Source organism: Paenibacillus sp. J22R98, from assembly GCF_059383835.1.
The window spans coordinates 1-24,953 of sequence record NZ_JBXENW010000010.1 but is presented as its reverse complement, the minus strand read 5'-3'; the positions used below and the strand labels follow the sequence as shown (position 1 = coordinate 24,953).

Here is a 24,953-nt window from a genome sequence, read left to right as displayed (position 1 = left end):
CCGGGCTAAGGTTTTTAGTCATTCTGTCGTTCGATTTAAGGAGTGGGTACGCCTTGTACAGGACATACAAATGTCATTACATGGCTATCTTCTTCAAATCTAGCACCTAAATCATCATAGGCATCAGGATCAGCACTAGGGTCAGCATTCACTGTTGTATCGGAATATGCAACAGTTGCGATGATATTGAATGCATTACCAGTCAGATAAGTGATTGCACCTGTGACAGGGTCAATTGTACCATCTGTAGGTGAAGAGGAAGAATAGATAACACTTACAAACGGGTTGCCATCTGCGTTTAGGTCATCTCTTTCCAATACTGCAGATAACCATTCCGGAAGGAAATAGGAAGTATCTGTAACATTAGCAGCAGCTATAGGTGCCGCGTCTTCATTGGGATCAACCACATTAATCGTATACGTGATTTTCTTCGGAGTTCTGAAGAACCCGTCGATTACGTATGCGGTAACCGTAACGGTTCCCGGTTTGAGACCTGTTGCATAAGCCCCATAATGTTCGCCCGCTACACTGATACCGGAAGCATCAACGTTTCCGACTTCACCATTAGCGGCTAATGTTCTAAGGTCAATGACTTGGAATTTGCTTGGGTCAGCATTTACTTGAGCAGGCTTTCCATCCACATATCCCGCTTGGTTCCAAGCGTCTGTCAACCAAGAAACGTTCTTGATATAGCCTGTCGCAATTGCATCAAGCTTAACAGAGTCACCAACATTAACGGTAAAGGTGTGCGTAGCTGCATCGTAGTTTGCGGCAGGATTCATCGCTGCCACATTAGTAGGATAAGTTAAGCTCTCTGTTCCATTGTTGACAGGAGCCGTAACAGCTTGTCCCAGAGCAGATACATAAGCAGAATCTTCAGGGTTCATCATTAACCAGAACGGCATCGAAATGACCGTTGAGGATTCCAATGATCTGGAGAAGCCGGAATCAATCGTTCTTCTATCCATCGTGCCGAAGATGTTGGTGTTATATTTCGACATCATCACTTCATCACGAGGGATCAGCTGATCGACCATGAGATCCGGTGTAACATGAGTTACATCGTTTCTGTTCGCAGCCAGAACATCCCAGTTCATGAAGTTGTTCGGCATACGAGTCAATTGCCAAGTGGAACCGGCAAGATCAACAGTCGGAGATCCGATGTTAAAGCCTTTGTTCTTCAATGCACCAAGAGATGCGGCATAGAAAGTGGACATGAATGGGTTTTTCTCGCGTTTCTCGTTGTACCACCATTCATTCAATCCTTTCAAAATACCTTCTGCATTAGAAGCATCGGCATGATGGGCCAGCGTATAGAATGCCAGTGCATCTTCTTCCTCGTCGGAATAGTTCATATAAGCTTCATGAGAAACGCCGTTCTGACCCATTCCATCTCCATTATGAGCGGCAATACCGAAGTATCTCGAGAGGTATTGCTGAGCCATATCAAGAAGAGAAGTGGAGAAGTACGTTTTCGGATATCTTGTTTCGTAATCGTTATGTGCAGTGGCAGGAGCTGTAGGAGCAACGCCATCCATTACATTTAATTCATTCGCATAATCAAGAGGGTTAGTAGCTGTTACGCCTTGAGTTGTAAGAGCAGCTTTCTCAGCGGCTGTATAAGTTCCCATATCCTTTGCAACGACAAGCATTTGCAGGGCAAGCGCTGCATTTAGCGGGCCATCCTCATAGTCATTTCTTCCCCAAGCATTAGAGACACCATCAAGGAACTCTGGATTCATATTCGCCCATTTCGTAGGAACCGACGGATAATTTAATCCATTGCCTTTAGCAGCGTATTCAACAGCGTTGGTAGGGTTGAAACGGGACTCTACCGGGTTTTCGCCCGTTACACTGACTTGATAGTAGTTGTTCAAAATAATCGTATTCGTGTGGTTGATCATGTCATTCTTAATAAGTGCGGCAAGCTCAGTATCGCTGTCTTTGAAAGCACTATAGGCGAGGTCAAGCGCAAAGTAATGACCAACCAACTCATCTGTTGAAGTTGTGGCTTTGTAATACACATTGCTGCTGTCCAGGTTGTTTTCCGTATTTTCTGCTCCACCATTTAGGTCGGCATAAACCTTAACAAGTCTGGAAGGAACGGAAACGGTGTCATACGCTTTCAATGCTCCGCTTGGAGAGGAGTAGTATACCGTTTTTCCGTTGATATCCGTAGTTTGTCCTGCTTTCTTTTGCAGCCAAGCGGAGTTTACACCTGGATTGCTGTCAGGAGAAGTTGCCCCGTTGTTTTTTCCAGCAACTTTATAGCTTCTAGCAAAGAATCCGGCAGAAGCAGGCTTACCTGTGTCAGTGAGCGTGTAGTTGCCATTATCATCTACAAAGACTGGCTTTCCTTCATCTTCGGGATTTGCGCCTAATGTGGCATAGATGGAAGGGTCGTTTACATTATTCTTGGAAGGAACCTTCAACTGCATACCGGAAATGTACCCGAGCGTAACGATAGATTCAACAGCACGCGTAGCAGAAGCCTTCGCATCGATCGTTCTCGCATCGTTATCGCCATAAGTAGACTTCATGTAGTTATACTTCCAGATTTCGCCGGAAACGTACATCGTCGTCCACAGGCCATCATTATCCGTGTCCCCGATAAAGCTTCCCGCACTTTTATCCGCGTTCATGATGGCTTTAAGCATATCGTCTTGTGTGCTGAAGGATACAGAACCGGACTGGAAGCCGAAGCGGTCCGCAAAGTTTCTGGAGATCTCTTCTTGAACCAAGGATTTAGCCATCAGCGACATCGGCTTTCTGACAATGTGTGTTGCATTGTCATTTGCGCCTAGGATCCAGAGACCATTATTACCGTCAGGCATGATTTTTTTGATCACTTCTTTTGCATTAATCGCTTGTCCGCCTTCGCCGGTTTGTGGAATATATCTGCCACCTTGCAAGTATTGAATTTGGTCAGCAGAAGCTAGGCTAGGATCGTATAACGTAACTGCATCGGATACAATGCCGGTAGTTACCGGAGTTGAGCTTGAACCCAATTTCACTTTATCCGTCGATTTGATTAACGTGTCTTTCGATACCATCCATTTCACGCCGTTTTGGCCTTCAACGTAACCGGCATAAGTTGCAGAAGGCCATGTTTTTCCCGCAGGAGCAGGAAGAGCTGCAGGGTTTAAAGCAGGAGCGTCAGTGAAGTCAGGAATTTGATCATCGCCAGCGTTATAATAGTAAACGATTTTTTCTAAGTTTGTAGCTAGTTTAGGGTCATTCGTTACGTTAACCGTAACTGTAACCGTAATACCTCCTTGTTTACCTGTAATCGTGGCTGTACCTGTAGTAACGCCAAGTACTTTCCCGGAGTAATCGCCGGTATTGTTGCCGATCGTGTCCACATAGGCAACATAAGGATCAGAGGTTGTCCACTTAATCGGCTGAGCCACATTCAAGCCTTCAGGCTGCAAGCGAGTAACTTGCGTGCTGTACATACTCACATTGCTTGCAGTAGAAATACTAGAAACCACAGGCGTGGAAGTGTCGCCGCCAGGGATTACACCGATACCACCGCCAGTATTCCCTCCATCGCCATCAGCAGTTACCATCTTTCCGGCAACGGTAGATGTAACGCCTGATGCAACTGTAACTTGGTCAGGCTGCTGGGAGATCGTGCTTCCGTTCGCGTTAATGACCGCGGTTTTAATGCTGCCCTCGCCGGAAACGTTCGCGCTTGTATTCAGGACTAGCTTGTTAAGAGAAGAGCCGGCATCCAAGTTAAGAGACGTAGTAGCACGAGTGTCTTTTACATTCGTTGTACCTGTTACGGATGATCCCACCAGGTTTACGTTTTTCGCAGAGACAACACTTAGATCGCCGTTTACCTTAACGTGATCGAATACAACCGGAGATGATGCCGCAGCATCAATGACATAGACATCGCCGTTAATTTGAAGATCCTTCAGAACAGCGCCTGGAAGCGCGATTGTAATATTGCCTGTGATCGGTGAAGTAAGGTTAGCTAGGTCCTCAGGCGTTCTAACCAACGTACCCATTACGCGGTCCGTCATAACAAAGGATTCGGCTCGCGTGATATTAGCTTGAGGCGCAAAGTCGTTACTGCCTCTTCCGTGCAAATAGCCCTTAGATGAAAGAGAGGAAACCGCTTCTGCAGCCCAGGCTGCGATTGCGGAAGAATCACTGAAATTCGAACTGCCGGTTCCGGCAACAACTTGGAAGCCTCTCGAAATGAGGACAGCTGCTTCTTGGCGAGTAATTGCTGCTTTGGGATTCGCATTATTACTGGCGTCGCCCATCAATAATCCAGCAGCTGAAGCCTTTTGAAGCTCTTCGTAATACCAATCGCTAGGATTAGCGTCAGCAAAGGTTTTTGAGCCGGCAGTACTTTGAAGATTGAAGACGCGATTTAAAATCGTAATGAATTCCGCACGAGTGATAGCTTCGTTAGGATTTAATTGGCCGTGTTCATCGCCTTTCAATAAGCCGTTGTCCATCCATTTTTGCAGCTCCTTAGCTGCCCAATGCGTGGAGACATCTTGTGTGGAATTTGCCGAAGTTGGACTTGGCGTAGTAGGACTTGCCAAAGCTGTTGTGCTCGTGATCAACATACTGCCAATTACGAGTGAAGAAATGACCTGCGAAGTTTTCTTCGATGCTTTCCTCGATGGTTTTCTCGACATTCTCCGTGCACCCTCTTTTTGATTTATTTGACTGACACCTCAATTATGAATCCGCTTTCAATTATGTCGAACTCTTGAATTCATTCCTAGTAAGATGATTTAGCATATTCAATCATCTATTGACGGCTTTATTTTTTCCAATCGTGCTAAGTTGTCATTATCTATCGTTATTTGATCAAAACAATCATTTCTGTGTCATTTATCGCTTTCCGCACTCTATTTCGTAGGACTCGGGATGGACAGGAGAAGGGCAGCCGACAATCGACTGCCCTTCTTCACGTTACGATATCTTGGACGAACTCCTTATTCCTATTCATTCAATACTGACTCAGGTTGTTTCCGGATCGGGAACGTAAGGCAGATTGAAGTTCCCCAGTCCTTCTTGCTTAGAATCGATATTCCGTATTGATCGCCATACGTAATTTTCAATCGTTTATGCGTATTGTGCAGTCCGATGTGTTGGCCGCCTTCAATCTCGGAATCCAGCTTGGCCAGCACCTCCCGCTTCCGCGCCTTATCCATCCCAACACCGGTGTCCGTTACGGTGAGTCTTAAATAATCACCGGCCATTTCTGCTTTTATCCGGAGTGTCGTTTTTCCATTCTTCATCCGAATGCCGTGGTAAATGCTGTTCTCGATAATCGGCTGCAAAATCAGCTTCATCACATCGCAGTCGGCCACAGCCTCATCAATGCGCCAGATGACATCAAATTTCTCTTTGTACCTGATATTCTGAATGTCCACGTAACGCATGGTAAACTTCACCTCTGTTTGCAGCGGAACGAAGGGTACGGAGCTGTCTAAGGAATATCTAAGCACACCCGAGAGATTCTCGATCATTTCATTGGCTTCATTCGGTTTGCCCGTATAGCTGGCAACCTTCCAGTAAATCGTTTCCAATGTATTGTATAAGAAATGCGGGTTAAGCTGAGCATGAAGCGCAATAAACTCCATGACTTGCAGCTTGTATTTGCGCTCAGATAGTTGCACGGTGAGAAACTCGTTCTCAACGAATTTCTTTACAATATTCTCCGTAATATAGCCGTAAGTATCGTTCTTCGTGCCTGAAACCACTTGCGGCAGCGGTTTGCCGCGTTCAGCGGCTTGGAGAATGGCATTGACCATTTGAAGCGTGCGGTACTTTCTCTTCGATAAGGAGTAAGCGAGAAACAGTCCGATCAAGGTGGAAATGAGCAGCAGCAGTCCAGTCAGCAGTCTAAGCTTGCTCGGAAGCGAGTAGAGTGCGGATTTGGGAACAATCGAGACAAACTTCCAGCCAAAACGTGATGACGTCAGCATTTTAATCTTATACGTGCGGCCATTTATCCCCATATCCCGTGAGAACGATTCATTGCTGTTCAGAACGTTATAATCGACGAATGGCAAGTAGTTGAGCTCAGAATTTTTGGCAATGGTATGGTTCTGTTTATCCATTAGAAGAATGCTTTGGCCATTGACCGTAGGAAGCTGGTGGAGCAGCGATTCGATATATTCGGCTTTAATATTCATGACGACAACGCCGCCGCCATTGTTCAGATGCAGCCTATTATAGATCGAGATAACGCGCGTTCCGGCATCGGAGGCACGCCTTTTCAAGATGCGGTTCTCCGTCCACACGCGTTCGTTGGTATGATTGTTATATAGCGAGTACCATTCATGATCATAGAATTTATCCACGGTATTCAAGCCGGTAACCGAGGATAAGAAACGCTTATCCTCATTATCGAAATAAATATAGAGCGAGTAAATGAAAGGATTCGCATAGACCGTTGAATCGACGAAATTACGGATAACCTTAAGCAGATCGAAATTGCTTCCAGTGATCTGTCCGGTGTCAAAGATGTCTTTCATGGCTACGCTTAGACCCGGGTTTGCGGAGAAGTTCGCGCTGAGGGAATCCATCTCGCGAAAGGAAAGCTCCATATAGGACTTAGTTTGGGACAAATTGGCTTCATCATTGGCATCAATCTGATCTTGAATATAGAGTTTAATAAGAAAAGTAGAAAGGGACCCCAAGATCAGCAACGGAACCAGCATGGGAATTAATAAGGTGATGAGATGGCCAAGCATGGAACGATGAGCCGTTGTAAGCCGACTTCTATCCATTTCGGTAATCCCTCGGGCTTTTGCCGTAGATCCGCTTGAAGGAGCGGGTAAAATTATGCGGATTTGTATAGCCCAGCATTTCGCTGATCTCATAGGTTTTGAACTTCGGGTCAGCCAGCAGCTCGGCTGCTTTCTGCATTTTGACCTGTATGACATAGTCCATGAACGTCATGCCTGTCTGCTGCTTGAATAGCTTGCTTGTGTAGGAATGGTTCAAGTGCACATGATTGGATGCGCTTTCAAGATTAACATTTGTGTAATGCTCGTCTATATATTTTTTTATAGCAGCAATATAGCGGTTTTCCTGCTTTGGATCTGCTTCTTCAAGCTGCGGCTCGGATTTGATGCGTTCTTTATCCAATTCCGACTTTAAGACCTGGAACACTTCAACCAGCTCTTTATAGACGGTAGGTTTCACGAGATAGTTCTTCACGCTGTAGGTCATAGCTTGCTTGGCATATTGAAAGTCCGAGTAGCCGCTTAGAAATACCAATTTGATAGTAGACTCGTTGTCATGCAGCTCTTTGGCCAGCTCAAGCCCCGTCATAACCGGCATCATAATATCGCTAAGAATAACATCAACCTGATGCTCTTTAAGAAGTTCTAAAGCTTGGCGGCCGTTTTCCGCTTCGCATACTACTTCGTAACCAATATCATTCCATGGAAAATAATTTTTCAAACCGGTGCGGATTTCAATTTCGTCATCCACAATCATCAAAGTGTACATATGATGCCTCCTCGAACCATTTCCAGGGATCTTCGAACTCTCAGAAAGTATACAACATCTAAAGTCAGTTATACAGAATTAACAAAGTAACAGACCAATTATGGATAGCTTTAACAAAAGGTGATAGATTATCGGATTATAGATGCGCATATAAAGATAGGAATTGCAACTTGTCCGTAGTATCACTCCATTCCAACCTATTCTAAACTGAAATTGTGGGTTAAGTTGAACGTGAATGGGAGAGTGCGATATGACGGAAGCAATCATTTTCGATATGGATGGGACGTTGTTTCAAACGGATAAGATTTTGGATTTATCTCTAAATGAAACGTTTGCTTATTTGAGGACTATTCATGAATGGTCAGGTGAAACCCCAACCCAGAAGTATAGGGATATTATGGGGGTTCCTCTGCAAGTTGTATGGGAGACACTGTTGCCGGAGCATTCAGACGTGATCAGGCAGCGTGCTAATGATATTTTCCACGAGCAGTTAAAGAAGAACATTCTTAATGGAAGCGGTGCCCTATATCCGCATGTCTATGAGGTGCTCGATTACTTGAAACAGGCGGGATGCTCCATCTATATAGCGAGTAACGGGGATAAGGAGTATCTGAATACGATCGTAAGCTATTACAAGCTGGACCAATGGGTGACTGAAACGTTCAGTATTGGGCAGATACAATCGGAGAATAAGGCCGACTTAGTATTCCATATTTTGAACAAGTACAACATTGCTGATGCTGCGGTAGTAGGTGACAGGCTTATTGATATTATGGCGGCCCAAAATAATGGCTTGCTTTCGATTGGCTGTCGGTTTGACTTTGCTCAAGAAGACGAGCTTGAACAAGCAGACGTCATTATGGATGACTTGCTGGAATTGAAAACACGATTAAACGTAGCGGTTCGCGGAAAGGAGATGAACGGCTGATGGAAATCAATATTTATCAGTTTGTAGAAGGGGCCAGGCAAGCGAAAGGCTTAACTGTCATTATTGATGTCTTCCGGGCTTTCTCCGTTGCTTGCTATGTTATGAATAACGGTGCAGAAAACTTGGTTCCGATCGGCAGCATCGAGATGGCTTATAAGCTCAAGGAAGAGAATCCTGCATTCATTCTGATGGGCGAAAGAGGCGGAGTCATTCAGCCGGGCTTTGATTACGGGAATTCCCCGGCTGCTGTTCAAGCTGCTAATTTTCTCGGAAGAACCGTCGTGCATACGACAAGTGCAGGGACGCAGGGGATCGTAAACGCGATTCATGCCGAAGAAATCATTACCGGAAGTTTCGTTAACGCGCAGGCCATTATCGATTATATCCGTGCGAAAAATCCGGATTACGTATCCTTGGTGTGCATGGGCTGGGAAGCCCTTGAAGAGGCTGATGAAGATACACTGTTCGCGAATTATGTGAAGAACGCGTTGGAAGGGAAGCCGAACGATTATGATGCCATCGTTAACTATTTACGTCATGAGAGCAAGACCGGGAAATTCCTTGATGTTCGCGGCGAGGCTTCTGCACCGGCTGAAGACTTTGATCTGTGCTTAAGTCTGGATCGGTTCTCATTTGTGTTAAAAGCCGTGCCTTACGGAGACGCTTTGGTGAAGCTTCATAAAGTGTGATAGGGAGTGGGATAAGATGCAATCACTTGTTAACGGACATGCAGGTAATCGCCGGGTACTGATTATAGGAACGGACGGGCTGAGGCCGGATAGTATTGACCTTGAGCTAATGCCCACCTATGCCGAGCTCATACAACGCGGCACGCTCTTCACTTCGTTTCATGCCGCTTATCCGTCGGAAACGCGGGTCAGTATGACAACGCTTACGACCGGCTGTTACCCTGGCAGGCATGGCGTAGTCGGTAATTTGAAATATGTCCCCGGCTTTGGGAAAGACGGATTTGTCCAAACCGGAAACGATAAGCATCTGCTGACTTACCGAGAGAGCATGCTTGAGCCTTTCATTCTGGTTCCGACCTTGGGAGATCGGCTTCATGCACAGGGCAAATGTCTTGCCGTAGCCGCCTCCAGCTCGCCTGGTGCCTCGTTATTGTGGAACTTGAATCATCCTGAAACGGTCATCAATCCGTCTTCTTGGTATGGTCGACGCGAGCTCGAGCAGCAGCATGACCGACTTGGCCCCGTTCCGGAAGAGCAAAGCCGCGTAAAGAAGGAGCGCGCGTTGTGGGCGGTGCGGGCCTTGATCGACAATCAATTGCAAAACCCGGATAACCAAGTGATGGTCTTATGGCTATCCGAACCGGATGCGAGCCAGCACGATTACGGGCTTGGGTCTCCGGCAAATAAAGAAGCGCTCCAGCTGATCGATCATTGCGTATCGGAAGTGCTAAAGGCCGTGGAGACAGAAGGTTTAATGGATCAGTTGGATATCTTTCTGATTAGCGATCACGGCCATTCGACACTTCAAGCACAGGGATCGTTGCAGGAGCATCTTCAGAAGGCATGCGAAGAGTTAGGGCTTAATTCTCGGTTTGTCGCAGCGGGGCACTCTATTTATGCTGAGGCTGGGCAAGCACCGTCAGTGGAGGAAATCATTTCTTTTGTTGAATGGCTGCAGGCCCAGAAGTGGTGTGATACCGTTTACGCCGGAGAGTCTTCACTCTGCGATTTGCCTGATGTTCTTCCGCTCCAGCATTTGCTCGGCCCGATTCACCACAATCGCGCGCCTCTGCTTGCGGTTCAGCCCAAATGGGATCATTCAGCGAATGAATACGGAGTGCCGGGTACGATTTATGCGCTGACGTCCTCCGCAATTCATGCGACGCACGGCACGGCTAGTCCCTATGACGTTCATGCTTTTTGTTTGGGAGTCGGCGGGAGCTTCAAACAAGGCTATGTTTCCGATAAGCCATGCAGCATTGTCGATATTGCTCCGACGGTTTGCCATTTAATCGGCCTTCGAGCGGAAGCCGGCTTCGACGGCAGGATTCTATCCGAAGCGATCCGGCCAGAGCTGCGCGAAACTAATCAACGACCTTAAGAATCGCGGCGTAGCTGCACTCGCCTTCCGGCCATTTTCCGCCTGCGACGAGAATGTATTGGCCGGGTTTAGAGGGAAGTAGGAACTCACCGTCTTGTTTCGTTAATGGCGTGAAATTCTGATTGACCCAAATCCCGGCCCAAGTTTCCTTAGGCTCAGGTCCGCTACGAAATGAAATCGTTAAAGCCGCATGAGAGTTAACGGTATAAACCTTCGAATCTCGGACCAGCATGTCGGGAGTTGGCGCGTCTGCGATGGCGTTATTCCATTGGTAGGAACCTTTAATAAGTGGGACCTCTACCTGATCGGCAACCCCGAAAGCGTTAGGTGGTTCAGTCGAGATCTCTTCCGAGGTGGACTGCTCTCCTCGCGAGCAACCGATACAAATCATGGCCATGAACAGTAGGCAAACAACCAGCAATCCCCATCTTTTCTTCATCGCACTCACCTCTATCCCTATAACGCGCTACATTTGCTAATTGTTGCCCAGCATATCGCATCAAAAAAGCCGTAACTCCCGCGCTGCGGGGGTTACGGCTTTCTCACAACTCATTAATTGATTAGCTTTGCCTCACGCAGCAGGTTATAAATCACACTTGCCGCTGTTTCGCGAGTGACAGAAACCGTTGGCTGGAAGTTAGCTTCGCCATTCAGGGCGCTGCCCTTCATCAGGCCGCTGTTTGTCACGAGTGCAATACTATCCGCTGCATACGAAGCGATATCGGCTTCATCGTGATACGCCGTATGCGGTGGAAGCGTTGAAGCAGGTACTTGAAGCAGCTTCAGCGCGCGAGCCAGGATGACGGATAGATCCTGTCTGCTGATTGGAGCATTTGGCTTGAATAAGCCTTTATCGTCGCCTTTCACTAGTCCGGCTTCCACGGCTGCGGCGACTCCATTTGCATACCAAGCATCCTGAGGCACGTCGGCAAAGGTGGACTTCGCGTCCGACGATTGCAGGCCAAGTGCACGAGCAAGCATGACAGCGAATTCGGCACGCGTGACTTGCTGTTTTGGCGCGAAGGTTGTAGAAGTTACGCCGTTGAGCAGGAACGTATCCGCAAGCGTTTGAATAGCCGACTTGGCCCATGAGAACTTAATATCCGTAAAGGCTGTATTCCGGTAAGCTGCGGCGTAAGTAGAAAGACCTGGACGGCTCACTACAACCGTAATGGTACCATCTGCATGAGTTTCAGAGGCGGCCGGAGCAGAGAAGTAGCTGCCGTTCTCCTCGAATAAGACGCCGAGTCTATCCACATCACTATTGCCTTTCACAGTGAAGGTGCGCTTAATTAGCGTCGTAATCGGTACCGAAAGTGGAGTTGCTCCTTTATCCGTCACGGTATCCACTTCGAAGGAAATCGGTGTTCCAACCAGAACGGCGCCAGGATACTCCGTCTTGAAAGCATCTGCAGCGGCTCCGTCTGCTGCGATTGTCACGCGAACGGATGCATCAGCAGGAAGATTCGCGAACAGGGATACCGGAAGTGAGATCGACGACGAACCTGTTGTCAAAATAACGGTGCTGCCAGCAGTTGCGCCAGCTAACAGCTTCAATTGTGCAGGTGTCAGCTCCAGCGCCGCCTGCTGCTTCTCGTCGGCGTTCACTTTCAGGACGAGTGCGGCAGGTGCAGGAGAGGCTTCCTGCAACGCTTTCTTCAGCTCATCATCCGTAATGGTTACTTTCAACATTGTTCCAGTTGTTGAAGTAGAGGAGTTGAGGAAGGAAGCGTGCTGCCCTTGCTCCAGCAGCTTCGCGATCGTTGGGCTATCATTTGGGATCGCCGGGGAACTAGGAATGAACCCACCGCCGTAACTGACTGCCGTAAGATCGACGGATTTAACAAGGCTTGTTTTGACTTCCGGTGAAATGGAAGAAGCAATGGTTACGGTAAGATCTACTTTTGTGGTGGCGGTCGGGAATGCTCTAAGAACTCCCGCGTTGTCAATCAGATCAGGTATACTGCTAGTTGTAACCTGATAGGAGATCCCATCCGTTGCCGGAAAGGACAGAACGGGTTGATTAAGGACGGTCGTATAGGAGCGATCTCCTGCAACAGCATTCGCCGCCGCTTGAACCAGTGCGCCGTAGGAGTGAACGGCGAAGGTGGCGAGTGTAGAGTAGGCGTACCCTATATTGTTCTCATCCACGAGCGGTTTGCCATCTTCCCCTAGTACCGGGGCAGCTATTTCTAAACGATAAGTACCATCAGCAAGCTCACCGAAGACCGGTTCATCCTGATCATCGAACTTAATATTGCCTTCTTCATCGACGGCCAAGTAGGTTGTAGTCAAATCCGTAATCTCGTAGATATCCGGTTGTAGAGGAACCAGATTTCCAGCCTCGTCGGTGTTGGTATAAAGCATAAGGTAGCCGATGAATTGATCTTCTAAATTGTACACGCGGACATCGATTCCGTAAGCATCAGGAGCACGTAAGTCAAAGCTTAGTTTCATCGACTCCGGCACGCCATCAATTCCTTCGAAAGGAGGGGAAATGACTTTAGGCGACAGCTCGACATCCTGTACACCATAACCATTATCCGGTGTTTGCTCCCCGACATGAACCACAAAAGGAAGATGCAGTTCAGGCAGCCCGGCGCTCTCAAGCACCACTTCGCCTTCATAAATCCCTTCCGCAGCATCCGCGTGAGGTGCAAGCGTAAGTGCAAATGGTGCCGCTGCTTGAGCGGAAGCCGTTATCACCCCGTCAGTCAATCCTGTTAGTTGAACGTCAAGAGCACTCGGATCAGGCGTATCGAGATACGAATACAGGTCTTTATGCATAACTATCGAAGCATGGTAAGACACGTCGGCATCAGAAGTGTTTTTCAGCTGCAACTGTTCAGTCGCGGCTTGATCGCCAGCGTGCATTAAACCGAAGCTCGCGGAGTCGCCGTAGTTCTTGACCTGAATCGGCTGCAAATTCTTATCGTAGATCGTCAGGTCATCGATCGTCTGCAGCAAGGCAGGCGTATCAATCGCATTCGCGACATTAACGCGTCCCGCGCCTTGCGTGTATACGTCATATTGCACGCCATCCTTGTCGTAAAGCGTGTCCGACGTATTCGCTAATGCAGCGCGTATATCGAAAGGACTCCAATCCGGATGCTCTTGCAGCAGCAGCAAGGATAGACCTGCAACATGAGGCGTTGCCATGCTCGTTCCGGAGATACGATTGTAAGCTTCCTCATAGGTAGCTTCAGGGTCATATTTGGCATACTTCGGCCATGTGGACATAATACTGTAGCCCGGTGCGGCAAAATCCGGTTTAATCCCATAAATGCCGTCCGAGTTTGGTCCTCTGGAGCTAAAAGCAACCATATGGTCGCCGCTGGCCATAGCGCTTTCGAAGCCGCTGAACGTCAGTGTAAGAGCTGTACCAGGATTAGCTAAGATGGCGTTTGCAAAAGCACGGCCTTCCACACCTGACATGTCATAGGTCGGGATGAAATCGAAACTGTCTCCAAGGAAACCATTCTCTCCGATAAAGCCGTCACGACCTGTAAGGGAGGCCGAGAGGTCAGCCTCAGCAGGGTTACTCGCCTTGGCATTGCCGTTGAAGATAACGGCTGCTTTGGCGCCGTGGCTCTTGGCAATTGCGATTTTGTCCACGAATGCAAGCGTACCCCGGGAAATCACAACTACTTTGTCGGTTACGTTCAGATTCTGATAATCAGCTTCCGCCCCAAGGCCGACATACACTGCATCCAGCGGCGCCGCGCCAAGTGTTTCTTCAAAATTCTCTTCGGCCGTCCGCCAGCCCATGGCATGAAGCTCATAGGATGTGCTGCTTAGCGAGCTTACAGCGTCAGCTGCAAAACGGCTTCCGGGGCTGTCCGCAGCACCGACAGAGATGCCGAGCTGTGAGGAGGCCGGCGTTCCCATCGTGTAATAGTAGGGATAACCATCACCGGCGTTACCGTTTGCGATAACGACTACAATGCCGGAGAGAACGGCATTATTAACGGCGATGGCATCCGGTGAGTTTGGATCCAAGTCTCCGTCAGCGCCGAGAGACAAATTAATAACGTCCATCCCGTCCTTAACAGCATGCTCGATGCCGTCGATGACGGTTGCTGTTGTACCTGTGGCATTGCCGCTGGCATCAGCCGACAATACTTTATAGACATACAGATCAGATTCGTACGCGATCCCCTTCTGTACCACACTCGATGTAGGATTGGCCGCTCTACCGACAATGGTGCCGGATACATGCGTCCCATGCTCTGATGAAGCTAAACCATAGTCTTCGTAAGGATCATTGTCTGCGTTGGCGGAGTCATAACCGCCTTTATATGCTCCGGCTAAATCCGGATGTAAATAATCTACACCGGTGTCGATAACGCCGACTTTGAGTCCCTTACCGGTATAACCTTTTGCCCAAGCGGCATCAGCACCGATCTGATGGATCGGGTTGATGTCGTAAGGCGTATCTTCTTCAGTCGCTGTAGGCTCCATTACCGGAATGCTCGTATACGTACGGTTCTCGTAAATGGAAAGCACGCCCGGCAGCTTGGCTAGCTGTGGAATTTGATTAGCAGGCACGGACACCTCGAGACCGTTCAATACCGTATTGAAGCGGTAGTTAACCTTGAGATTGATGCCTTTAGTAAGCGCTGTGTTGATAAAACCGGTCTGTTCCGTTCGAAGCGAGCTCTCCGACGATTCGGCTGCAAGCGAGCTGATGCCTGATTTTGCAGCAAATTGACCTGCAGCTATGGGTTGGCTGCTAAGTTGAACGATGACGCGAGTGACTGCGGATGATTCGGTATGCAAATGAGGTGAGATAAAGGCCGGTTTGCGGGCAGTTGACTTAGGTGAGAGGGAGGCGGGCAGGCTGTTTGACTGACTGTTGAAGTGGATGAGATTTGGGCTTATTCTTGAGGGTGTTAAGGATTGTGCAGATGCGACTTGCTGCAAGAGTAGGGTGGCGAGAAGTGTTGAGCACAAGCTGACTGAGGTCGTTTTGATCAGTCTTTTTAATGACAAATAGCGTCTCTCCTTCGCAAACTTATATATACAAACTGTATCGTATAAAATTCTAGCACGACTCTAGCGGGTTGCCTATTCAATTTTTTCTAAATTGTAGTAGATTAGGAGGATGAGCTAAATACACGAAGGAACGGAAACGGGGTTTGTTGAGCTTGCAAAGAGAGGCGCTGGGCAGCTATATTTCGAACCTGCACATGCATATATCGGAGGCGGCATTCTTCACCTGCACCTCAAGCTGGTACCATATGAATGTGTTATCGGATTTCAATCGACTCTATTATTTTCTGGGGGATGGAGGGCATGTTCGAATTGGCGAAGAAGAGCTGTATCCGAAGCGCGGACAGCTTGTCATTCTGCCTGCAGGAACGATGCTGTCGGTACGTACACTGGAGGAGCGGGTATTCAGCAAATTCTTTTGCCACTTCAATGCAAGAGCCGGGGAGCAGGAGCTCTTCCAACTATTGGAGGCGCCAAGCTGTGTCGATGTTCCGGATCAGGAGGCGACGTCGGAGCGGTTTAGCGAGCTTGTGCGCCACTACCGGGAGAATGGGCTGACCTCCATGCTTCGGGCAAAGCTGCTGCTGCAGGAGCTGCTGTGCGAGTTTCTGGAGCAGGGAGGCGACGTGCGTCTGCGGCAATCCGAGGCTGGCGGGTCGCTGGATAAGGTTAGCCAGGTGCTGGCTTATTTGGATCATCATTTGGCCGATGACGTGAGGCTGGATCAGCTGGCGGGGCTTGTCCATTTCCACCCGAATTACTTCATTCGCGTGTTTAAGTCGGTAACCGGCTGCTCGCCGATTCAGTATTTGAACCAGCGGCGGATGGAGAAAGCGAAGCAGTGGATGCAGTCGACGGACATGTCCGTCTCCGAAGCGGCAGAGCGAATTGGCAGCTCTTTATATCAATTCTCCAAAATGTTCAAGCAGCACACCGGCGTCAGCCCCAGCGACTACCGCAAAGTAATGCGTGAGCAGTCACCTCAGCAGTAACAGAGCGTTAAAAGCCCTCTACGATCGCCGGGTTGGCGACTGTGGAGGGCTTATTGTTGCTAGGAATAATCGGTCACTTCGCTGCCGACTTGATTCCAAGCGGTTCCGAACGGTCGATAGGTTCCGGACTTCGAGAGCGGCTGATGGCGCTTCGGCAAACGATAAGTCGCAGGCTCGCACCGTACTAACTCCCTGCGCTCACCGCAGACCATAATGCCCGTGTCGTTGAACAAATTATCCGCGAGCTGATAGGCATCATCGGCCCGGTACGAAATTACGATGCCTCTGCGTTCCTTACCGGATAGATTGACAGGGGAGCCATGCAGCGTCAAGCAATGGTGGATGCTGATGCCTCCTGCTTTTGGCGTAATTTGCACGGTCTGATCCGCTGCATCCTCCCAATACTGCGGCTCCTGGCAGCCGGCGACAAAATAACCATCCATCGAGTGATCGAGCAGCCCTAGCTTGTGGCTTCCTTTGACCATTTGCATGCATCCATTCTCAGGTGTCGCGTCGTCCAGCGTGATCATGACGGACAGCAGATCCGTGTTCGTATGCGGGTAGAAGGCAAAATCCTGATGCCACGGGAATTCGCCAAGCCCTTTGGCCGGCGGTTTCGTAGCCAGCTTCGAATGCTGAATTTGAATGTCCGGCCCGAGGAGCGGAATGATTTTGGATACGATAGCAGGATGTCTCGCTAAATCCAGCAGCGCCGGATGCATCGTCGTTAAACCAAGCAGATGAACCGTTTCTTGCTTATACGTCGCTTGCGAGCGATGGGATACAACGGCATCGCTTGCGCAAATCGTCCGGTAGAGCTCGACCTCCTCGGCCGTAAGCGCATCGTCATACACGAGAAATCCATCCTCCCAATATTGCCGCACCTCATCTTCGGTAAGTCCGTCACGCCATGCACTCATGTCCGCTGCACTCCTTCTCAATACTATTAAGTGGTTGTATAATGAGCTTCGAATACAATAAATGTAAATGAAAACGCGGGGTACAGCGATAATCAAACGGTTCTTTTCTAGCACGATTCGGTTATTTGGAGAGGCGGGCCGAGCATGCAGTGTCAATTCGACTTTTTGTTTTATTTCACACATAAGCCGGACACATACGTGGACTTGCATAAGCATAACTGCTATGAGCTCGTTTATTATGTAAGCGGCACCGGAATGATGAATTTGAACGGGGAATGGTACCCATACAGCGCCAATACGATTACGTTAACGAGGCCGGATCATCTGCATGATGAGCGGCATGATACGGAGACGGAAGTGATTTTTATCGGGTTTACGTACGACGATTATCCGATTCCGCTTGCCAATGGCATCTATATGGATGATGCGAACCAGACCTTATTATCGCTGCTGCTGCTGATGAAGCACGAAATGCTGGAGAAGAAGCCGCTGTTCAGCGTCAAACTGGATGTCCTCACACAGCTTGTTGTGATTGAATTGGAGCGTACGGGCAAAAGAGTATCCGCACTGCCGGATAGCGAGAAGCTGCTGCATGCGAGGCTGTATATCGATGAGAATTACAGCCAGAAGCTGAATATGCCGCAATTGGCGCAAATCTCCGGCTACAGCTACGATTATTTCCGGCATTTGTTCAAGCGCAGCACTGGTCTCTCGCCGGTCCAGTATTTGATCCAGCGGCGTGTCAATCAAGCGAAGCTGGAGCTCGCCAATACCGATAAGAAGCTGGCTGCCATTGCGATGGATTGCGGCTTCTCTACGACGTCGCAGTTCAGCAGACTTTTCAGGGAGCTGACAGGCGAGCAGCCAGTCGGTTACCGTAGAAGGACGAAGAGTCTTGCCCCGCAGGAAGCGATCCCATGATAAAAAGCCCTCTCTTTCGCCGGTTAGCGGAAGCAGAGGGCTTCGTTATTGGGAGAACAACCTAGCTGAACGCTAATGCTGGATGCTGCTTTGCTGAACGCCAAACGTTAGTCGCTAGCCGTTAGATGCCCATCCGAGTCAGTGCACCTTCGAAGGACACATCGACATTGTCGTCGCCGGTTACATAACGCCACAATTTAGCCCGCTGCATATGATCGAGGCGGTCTTCGTTGCCCTGCCAGCGCTGGTAGCCCTGCTGGATAATACGGGCGACTTCCGGGTCGCGGTAGCCTTCGAGATTGAACAGACCGCGCTGCTCCTGGCCCGGACGCAAGCGGAGCTTGAAGACGTAGCGGGTTTTGTCCGTATAGTTCGGCTGCGCGCAGTGCCAGATGCCATGATGGAGAATGGCGAGCGAGCCGGCTTTGCCTGCGAGCTGCCGTTGACCGGTAATATTTTTGTACCGAGCGAGACTGAAGGTGTTGATCTTGCGCAAATGGGAGCCCGGCAGAATAAGAGTCGGTCCCATCTCCGGCGGCGCGTCGTGCGAGAAGTAGAACAGCTGGATATCGAAGGCATGCGGCCGGACATCAATGATGGAATCGCCGTGCCAATCCTGCGCGATGGGGTAGTTTGCAGGAACGATATGCTGAAAAGAATGGTCGTACACGGGCTCGAGCCCGACCAAGCTTTGAATAATGCCCTGTACCTCAGGCAGTTCGAATACGCTGCGGATATGCTTGGATTCCTTCCAGAACATATGGCCTTGGCTGTGCTGAATTTGCTCATTATAAACCAGCTCGTTCAGGTGCTGAGGGATGAAGGCATCCAGCAGCAGAAATCCGTCGGTGACGAACTTAGCCATTTGCGCAGCCGTGAGCAGATGCTTCGGATCTGCCGGTGTCATGTTCAAGCTACTCATGTACGGGCACCTTCCTCTCAAGTACATATTCGTAAGGCAGATGGCCGGTATCATGCTCCTGGCCTGCGGGATAGTGCGGCAGCGAAGGGACTTGAATGACATTCCAGCCATCTCTCATGGCATGAAGAACGGATTTGTATGGCGGCTCGTTGGAGTCGCCGGTGTTCATAGGCAGTGCATCCTCAGGCGCTGCGCCGTCGTACAGGGACCAGGCGATCGTAGGGGATTTTAAATCCGGCGTAGTCAAATTCAGAAACAAGATCTGCTGTCTCATGGCAACCAAATATGACGCCTCCTTCAATGGGTTCGTGCTCTGCTTTCATTGTATGGATTTGAAAGTTTGATGAGGATATGCAGAATTAAGAACGATTTGTGCAATATTAATAATCATTGGAAAAGATGCTGTTCAAACACAGATAAATTGTTTACAATAATATTGTATAAAATATAAATGAGGTGACGTGGCATGAACGTGTACGACTTTAAAGTGCAAACGGTCAGAGGCGAGGAGAAATCGTTGTCCGATTACCGCGGCCAAGTGCTGCTTATCGTAAATACAGCGACCAAATGCGGGCTGGCGCCTCAGTTCAAAGAGCTGCAGCGGCTGCACGAAACGTATAAGGATGCGGGGCTTACCGTGCTTGGTTTCCCGTGCAACCAGTTCCAGAATCAAGAGCCCGTGAAGAACAGTGACATGGAAGAGACCTGCCAAATTAATTTTGGCGTAACGTTCCCGCTGCTTGGCAAAATCGATGTGAACGGGCCAAACGCCGACCCGTTATATAAGTATCTGAAGAGTGAAGCATCCGGTTTGTTCGGATCGGGGATCAAGTGGAATTTCACGAAGTTTCTGGTGGATGCGCAAGGGCGCGTCGTGAAGCGTTACTCGCCGACGACCAAACCGTTGAAGTTTGAGGCGCATATTAAGAAGCTGCTGGAGCAGGCGAAGACGAAGACTCCGGTTCATCACTAATCATGCTGCAAAAAAGCGAGGGGCGCATTAGCGCTCCTCGCTTTCGTTTTGTTCTTCCACGATCCGATGACCATGGGTATAGACATTCATTTCATTGCCTCGGATGAACCCGACACATGTAATGCCCAGGTCCTCCGCGAGCTTGAGCGCGAGGTCGGTCGGTGCTGACTTCGAGAGCAGAATGCCGACGCCGATTTTGGCCGCCTTCAGGACGACCTCGGAAGAGAGGCGACCGCTGAAGGCGATTATTTTATCGGCGATCGGAACGCGCTGTTGCAGCGAATAGCCGAACAGCTTGTCGAGCGCATTGTGGCGGCCGATGTCGGTTCGTACGGCAAGCAGCTCCGTGGCGGTGCAGAGTGCTGCATTATGCACGCCGCCGGTCAGCTTGAACTCGCCGGAGCTATTTTGCAATAAGCGAATAAGTGCGATGCATTGTGCCGGAGAGATCGTCATGCGGCTCATCGACGTACGTGCAGTACGGGCATCATTATGAAAATAAAACTGGCGGCTCTTCCCGCAGCACGAGCCGATGAAGCGTTTGGAAACCTCATCTTTACTTGTCGAGTGTTTGTTGAAGAGCTCGACATAGACGAAGCCGCGTTCCTCGTCAATACGAAGCGATTCGATCTCGGCCGCCTGCCTGATGACGCCCTCAGAGGCCAAGAAGCCGATGATCATTTCCTCCAAATCCGTTGGCGAACAGACTATGGTGGCGAATTCCTCGCCATCCAGGCGCACCGTCAGCGGGTACTCCGTTGCGATGTCGTCCTCCTGCAGGGAGGCTGCACCGCCGCTGTACTTGCGAATGCGCCATTTGGCTGTGATGCTCGGCAGCATTTTTCATTCCTCCCTGTTGGTTGCTCCGGCTCGCGGCTACTCCTCGTCCGCTATTTCCTGATCCAGCTCCGCGATGCGTTTCTCCACATATCTTGTATCCTTCAGCGCATGATACGTTTCTGCCCGTTCCATCACGACTGCTGTATTGTACTCCGGTATCCCGGCAAAAGGTTCATACACTTTCTTCGGCAGCAGCGCGTTGCACTCCGGCCAGTACAGCTCCAGATTGCCGGAGGCAATATCGGCGAATTTCGCTCTGCCATGGAAGCTGCCGCTGCTGTTATAGAGGACAACAGCCTCGCCTTCCGTAATGCCATGCTTCGCCGCATCGCTCTTGCTCACCAGGACGTCGTACCGATCTGCCGCGTTGAACGGATCTTTGTTGCTATAGATCATGGAGTTGAATTGTTTACCGCGGCGCGACGTGATATAGAAATGCCCTTCCGGCTTGCGCAGCTCCGGCAATTCAACCGGGATAAGCTGTCCGCGGCCATCCTTCGTCGGGCAGACACCGTCCTCGCACAGCCAAGCCCCGCCCCACTGGAACACATCGCCTTTGTTCTTCAGATGCTGGACACCATCGTAATTCGGGGAGGCTTTGGCGATTTCCTCGCGCAGGGCATGCGCGTCCTTGAACTGCACAAGCGCGGCGCGCTCCGGATCTACGCGCGCAGCGAGATCGCAATAGATCTGCCATTCCGTGCGGGCTTCCTCGATGCGAGGACCGGCGATTTCCGGCGAGAAATACACCATCCGCTCCGTTGAAGTAGAGGTGCCGCCTCCGGGCTGCTCGTAGCGTGTCATCGCCGGAAGGACGATGACGGCTTCCTTCGCATCGGCGAGTGTGGAGGTGTTGAGCACGATATCCTGATGTACGCGGATTTGGATCGACTCCAAACATTCGCGGACAAAATCCGGCTCCGGCATCGTCTCCAGGAAGTTTCCGCCGGAGGTATAGAACAGCTTCAGCTTCCGCTCATGATCCTCGGGGAGCAGCGCATTCTCCAGCGTGACACCGACGATATCGCCTTGCCACGTTGGGAGCTTAAAGCCCCAGACCTCCTCGATGCGTGGGATGTCCTGCCCTTTAAACTCGCCGCCCGGCAAGCTGAAGGGATCGGCACCCATCTCGCCGGAGCCTTGTACGCCGCTGTGTCCGCGGATCGGCATCAAGCCGCAGAATTCGCGGCCCAGAAAACCGCGCAGCAGCGCAAGATTGGCCACCTGCGAAATGTTGTCCGTGCCGAAGCGGTGCTGCGTCAGTCCCATGCTCCAGACGAATACGCCGGACTTCGAGGCAGCAAGCAGCTCTGCGAATTCCTCCATCCGCTGCCGCGGGATACCGGAGGAACGCTCCAGCTGTGCCCAATCTTGGCTCTTGACGTGCAGCCGCAGCTCCTCGTAGCCGTTCACATGCTCGCGGACGAATTTACGGTCGATGGCAGAGCCGGGCTTCTCCATCTCCATGGCGAACCAATGCTTCATTATGCCATGCATGAAGGCGATATCGCCGCCAATGTTCACTTGATAGAAGTCGTCGGCGAGCTTGGTGCCAAACAGCGCAGACTCTGCGATGGAAGGGACCCAGTATCCGTCCATGGCGGGCTCGCGATAAGGATTAATGACGATAATCTTCGTCCCTTTGCGTTTGGCCGCGTACATATATTTGGTCGATACCGGCTGATTGTTAGCGGCCACGCTGCCCCAGAACACGAGCACATCGGTGCCGATCCAATCCTTGTAGTTGCAGCTTGATGCACCTATACCTACGGATCGCTTGAGTGCCGTCTTGGAAGGGGAGTGGCAGATACGCGAGGCATTGTCGATGTTGTTCGTTCCCAAGAAGCGGGCGACCTTGGCCGCGGAGTAGTAAGACTCGTTCGTAATGCCGCGCGCCGTTAAATAGAACGCCAATTGCTTCGGATCAATTTGGCGGATGCGCTCCGCGATCATGTCGAGCGCGGCATCCCAGGACAGGCGGCTGAAGTTGCGCTCGCCTTTACGTCTGATGAGCGGATAGGGCAGCCGGCCTAGCTTGCGCAGCTCGGTGCTGTCCATTTTGCGAAGCTCGTCAATGTCGGCATGCAGTACATTTGGCTTGATCGCCGGCATCGTGTTGAGCCGCAGCAGGTTGAGTCTGGTCGTGCACACATGCGGGCCTGCCAGCGTCTGATCATAGAGCCCGGAAACGCCCAGCGCGCAGCCGTCGCACACGCCTTGCGTCAAGATCCGCATCGCATACGGCAGATTATCTCGGTTGTCGGCCATCACTTTGATCGTGTCGCGAATATGCTTCGGCTTCACTTTGCCGAGTCCGAACGGGACTTTGCTTATCCATAGCTTCGGATCGGGTTTGCTCGGGAGCTTGATTGGCCCGGTATGTTTGGTTTTACCCATTAGAGGTGGCCTCCTTCTTATTTGGCGGGGCATAAAAAAACCGCGCAGAGCCCGATATTTTCTTTTCCAAGAAAAATCGTCTCTTCGCGGTTAGTCTCTTGCAGGTTCGCTGCGAAGTGCCAACACGTATCGTTAACGGCTGCTGCTGAATTTGCGCTCAATGTCTTGATCGAACACAAACACGGACATGCCGAAATCTTTGTCAATATCGATATCTACATATAATTCCAGAAATCGTGCGCCGAGCAGCTGCTCCATCTCAGTAGGAGGATGGTTGCGGTAAATGTCCTTTACCCACTGCGTTCGGGCTTCGCGCAGCATCTGTTTGCCGTCGCTGGCTGATGCGATAAATTTCTCGATTGGGGACAGATTGCCGTCCATCTCGCAAATCGCCCAGTGCTTGCAGAAGGTCGTCGTGATTCGGCTCGGCCCTTTGCCCATATGCCGTTTGCGGAACGATTTGACCAGATTGCTGAATTCCGCTTCCGTTTGATTCATAATAACCCCTCTTTTATCCGCAAAATCGGTGGCAGGTTCGCTGCTCCGTACCGAGCGGACCAAGGTGAAACGGCGTTGCCGTCCTTGGGTGGTGCAGCACGATTCATTCCGGAGAATGCTAAACCCAGTTATCATCGTGTAACGTATGCATACTTAGAATGGAATCGAAAGCCTGCTCTCATCTTAGCAAGAAAGCGCACTCATGGCAATGACGATGTGGCTTAGCATGCGTTTCGGAGGCAGTTATGGTACTCTTTTCACATATAGCGTGCACTAAGGGGGAAAAGGATTCATGAATACATTGTCATACGGACTTCTCGGCATGCTGGTACGCAAGCCTTGTACGGGGTATGAGCTGACAAAACTGCTCAAATTGTTCTGGCAAGCCAAGCACAGCCAGATCTATCCGCTGCTCGCCATGCTGGAGCAGGAGCAGCTGGTGACCTGCGAATTAATCGGGCAGACGGGGAAGCCGGACAAGAAGCTGTACACGGTTACGGAGGCCGGAGCTGCAGCACTTCGGAGCTGGATCGACGACGCTCCGGCCGGGGAGAGCATCGAGCGCGACGAGTTTCTGCTGAAAGTCTATGCGATCGGACTGGTGGAGCCCGGAATAGCACTCCGTCTGTTCCGAGAAAGGACAGCTGCACTCATGGAGAGATTGCAGCGAGTGGAGGCGGAACTCGAGATCATGGAGGCTGACCCTGCGATCGTAAAGGATTCTACATCCAAACAATTCGGCCGTTACCTGCTGTACCGCCGCAAGGTGGGGCTGTTGAAGGAAGAGCTGTCCTGGATCGAATGGGCGATGCCCCTTATTAATGTGGATGAGGAATCGTGAGCAGTCAAAGGGCGCGCCGTGATGGCTGAAGGCGGCCGCTTATAGGTGCCAAACGAGGCGCGAAAGAGATGCATAAGCGGAATATCCGCTAAACGCATACTGATGCCGCTGAAATAGCAGGAAATAGGCTCGCCGCGAGGGCTGTAAGCGGATATTCCGCTTATA

18 protein-coding genes are annotated in these 24,953 nt (G+C 50.3%); 7 read left to right on the top strand and 11 right to left on the bottom strand.

Annotated elements, in window-relative coordinates; translation table 11 throughout:
* Positions 1-35: 35 nt before the first annotated feature.
* The 3 genes from AC50Y3_RS24100 to AC50Y3_RS24090 form a co-directional block, all read right to left on the bottom strand.
* Positions 36-4,661: an S-layer homology domain-containing protein gene (locus AC50Y3_RS24100; RefSeq protein ID WP_494821273.1), complete on the bottom strand. Its 4,626-nt coding sequence runs from the start codon at positions 4,659-4,661 to the stop codon at positions 36-38.
* A 309-nt stretch (positions 4,662-4,970) separates the two neighbouring features.
* Complete coding sequence (locus AC50Y3_RS24095) at positions 4,971-6,767, bottom strand: sensor histidine kinase (RefSeq protein ID WP_494821272.1); 1,797 nt, start codon at positions 6,765-6,767, stop codon at positions 4,971-4,973.
* On the bottom strand, positions 6,760-7,494 hold the full coding sequence (locus tag AC50Y3_RS24090; protein ID WP_494821271.1) for a response regulator transcription factor: 735 nt from the start codon (positions 7,492-7,494) through the stop codon (positions 6,760-6,762). Before AC50Y3_RS24090 ends, AC50Y3_RS24095 begins: the two co-directional genes overlap by 8 nt.
* A 250-nt stretch (positions 7,495-7,744) precedes the next feature.
* Here AC50Y3_RS24090 and AC50Y3_RS24085 point away from each other — a divergent pair, with 250 nt between their 5' ends.
* Genes AC50Y3_RS24085 through AC50Y3_RS24075 form a run of 3 tightly spaced genes read left to right on the top strand, consistent with a single transcriptional unit; the run spans position 7,745 to position 10,492 of the window.
* Positions 7,745-8,422 carry an HAD-IA family hydrolase gene (locus AC50Y3_RS24085; protein WP_494821270.1) on the top strand — a complete coding sequence of 226 codons (678 nt, stop codon included), beginning with the start codon at positions 7,745-7,747 and terminating at the stop codon, positions 8,420-8,422.
* Positions 8,422-9,111, top strand: coding sequence for a 2-phosphosulfolactate phosphatase (locus AC50Y3_RS24080; RefSeq protein WP_494821269.1), 690 nt, complete (start codon positions 8,422-8,424; stop codon positions 9,109-9,111). Before AC50Y3_RS24085 ends, AC50Y3_RS24080 begins: the two co-directional genes overlap by 1 nt.
* A 16-nt stretch (positions 9,112-9,127) precedes the next feature.
* Positions 9,128-10,492, top strand: coding sequence for an alkaline phosphatase family protein (locus AC50Y3_RS24075; RefSeq protein ID WP_494821268.1), 1,365 nt, complete (start codon positions 9,128-9,130; stop codon positions 10,490-10,492).
* On the opposite strand, the gene AC50Y3_RS24070 is transcribed toward AC50Y3_RS24075, so the two are convergent.
* Together AC50Y3_RS24070 and AC50Y3_RS24065 are read right to left on the bottom strand one after the other, a co-directional pair.
* Positions 10,476-10,931 carry a hypothetical protein gene (locus AC50Y3_RS24070; RefSeq protein WP_494821267.1) on the bottom strand — a complete coding sequence of 152 codons (456 nt, stop codon included), beginning with the start codon at positions 10,929-10,931 and terminating at the stop codon, positions 10,476-10,478. The genes AC50Y3_RS24075 and AC50Y3_RS24070 overlap by 17 nt on opposite strands.
* A 113-nt stretch (positions 10,932-11,044) precedes the next feature.
* Positions 11,045-15,484 (bottom strand): S8 family serine peptidase, encoded by a 4,440-nt coding sequence (locus AC50Y3_RS24065; protein WP_494821266.1) that lies wholly within the window; start codon positions 15,482-15,484, stop codon positions 11,045-11,047.
* 149 nt (positions 15,485-15,633) lie between these two features.
* Between AC50Y3_RS24065 and AC50Y3_RS24060 the strand changes: the two genes are divergently transcribed.
* Positions 15,634-16,476 (top strand): helix-turn-helix transcriptional regulator, encoded by an 843-nt coding sequence (locus AC50Y3_RS24060; protein WP_494821265.1) that lies wholly within the window; start codon positions 15,634-15,636, stop codon positions 16,474-16,476.
* A 59-nt stretch (positions 16,477-16,535) separates the two neighbouring features.
* Here the strand turns inward: AC50Y3_RS24060 and AC50Y3_RS24055 are convergent, their stop codons facing one another.
* Complete coding sequence (locus AC50Y3_RS24055; RefSeq protein WP_494821264.1) at positions 16,536-17,396, bottom strand: phytanoyl-CoA dioxygenase family protein; 861 nt, start codon at positions 17,394-17,396, stop codon at positions 16,536-16,538.
* Positions 17,397-17,540: 144 nt separating this feature from the next.
* Here AC50Y3_RS24055 and AC50Y3_RS24050 point away from each other — a divergent pair, with 144 nt between their 5' ends.
* Positions 17,541-18,317, top strand: a complete 777-nt coding sequence (locus AC50Y3_RS24050) for a helix-turn-helix transcriptional regulator (RefSeq protein ID WP_494821263.1) — start codon at positions 17,541-17,543, stop codon at positions 18,315-18,317.
* Between the two features lie 121 nt (positions 18,318-18,438).
* On the opposite strand, the gene AC50Y3_RS24045 is transcribed toward AC50Y3_RS24050, so the two are convergent.
* Both AC50Y3_RS24045 and AC50Y3_RS24040 read right to left on the bottom strand, forming a co-directional pair.
* A complete protein-coding gene (locus AC50Y3_RS24045; RefSeq protein ID WP_494821262.1) occupies positions 18,439-19,239 on the bottom strand; it encodes a phytanoyl-CoA dioxygenase family protein in 801 nt (266 codons plus the stop codon).
* Positions 19,232-19,522, bottom strand: coding sequence for a hypothetical protein (locus AC50Y3_RS24040; RefSeq protein WP_143111697.1), 291 nt, complete (start codon positions 19,520-19,522; stop codon positions 19,232-19,234). The genes AC50Y3_RS24045 and AC50Y3_RS24040 overlap by 8 nt, the downstream gene beginning before the upstream one ends.
* 183 nt (positions 19,523-19,705) lie before the next feature.
* Here AC50Y3_RS24040 and AC50Y3_RS24035 point away from each other — a divergent pair, with 183 nt between their 5' ends.
* Positions 19,706-20,212, top strand: a complete 507-nt coding sequence (locus AC50Y3_RS24035; RefSeq protein WP_494821261.1) for a glutathione peroxidase — start codon at positions 19,706-19,708, stop codon at positions 20,210-20,212.
* A gap of 27 nt (positions 20,213-20,239) precedes the next feature.
* Here the strand turns inward: AC50Y3_RS24035 and fdhD are convergent, their stop codons facing one another.
* From fdhD to AC50Y3_RS24020, 3 genes are all read right to left on the bottom strand, one after another.
* On the bottom strand, positions 20,240-21,052 hold the full coding sequence (fdhD, locus tag AC50Y3_RS24030; protein ID WP_494821260.1) for a formate dehydrogenase accessory sulfurtransferase FdhD: 813 nt from the start codon (positions 21,050-21,052) through the stop codon (positions 20,240-20,242).
* A gap of 36 nt (positions 21,053-21,088) precedes the next feature.
* Positions 21,089-23,449, bottom strand: a complete 2,361-nt coding sequence (locus tag AC50Y3_RS24025) for an FdhF/YdeP family oxidoreductase (RefSeq protein ID WP_494821259.1) — start codon at positions 23,447-23,449, stop codon at positions 21,089-21,091.
* A gap of 132 nt (positions 23,450-23,581) precedes the next feature.
* Complete coding sequence (locus AC50Y3_RS24020) at positions 23,582-23,947, bottom strand: Na-translocating system protein MpsC family protein (protein WP_494821258.1); 366 nt, start codon at positions 23,945-23,947, stop codon at positions 23,582-23,584.
* Positions 23,948-24,239: 292 nt separating this feature from the next.
* On the opposite strand from AC50Y3_RS24020, the gene AC50Y3_RS24015 reads away from it, so the two are divergent.
* Positions 24,240-24,788 (top strand): PadR family transcriptional regulator, encoded by a 549-nt coding sequence (locus tag AC50Y3_RS24015; protein WP_494821257.1) that lies wholly within the window; start codon positions 24,240-24,242, stop codon positions 24,786-24,788.
* The last annotated feature ends 165 nt before the right edge of the window (positions 24,789-24,953 follow it).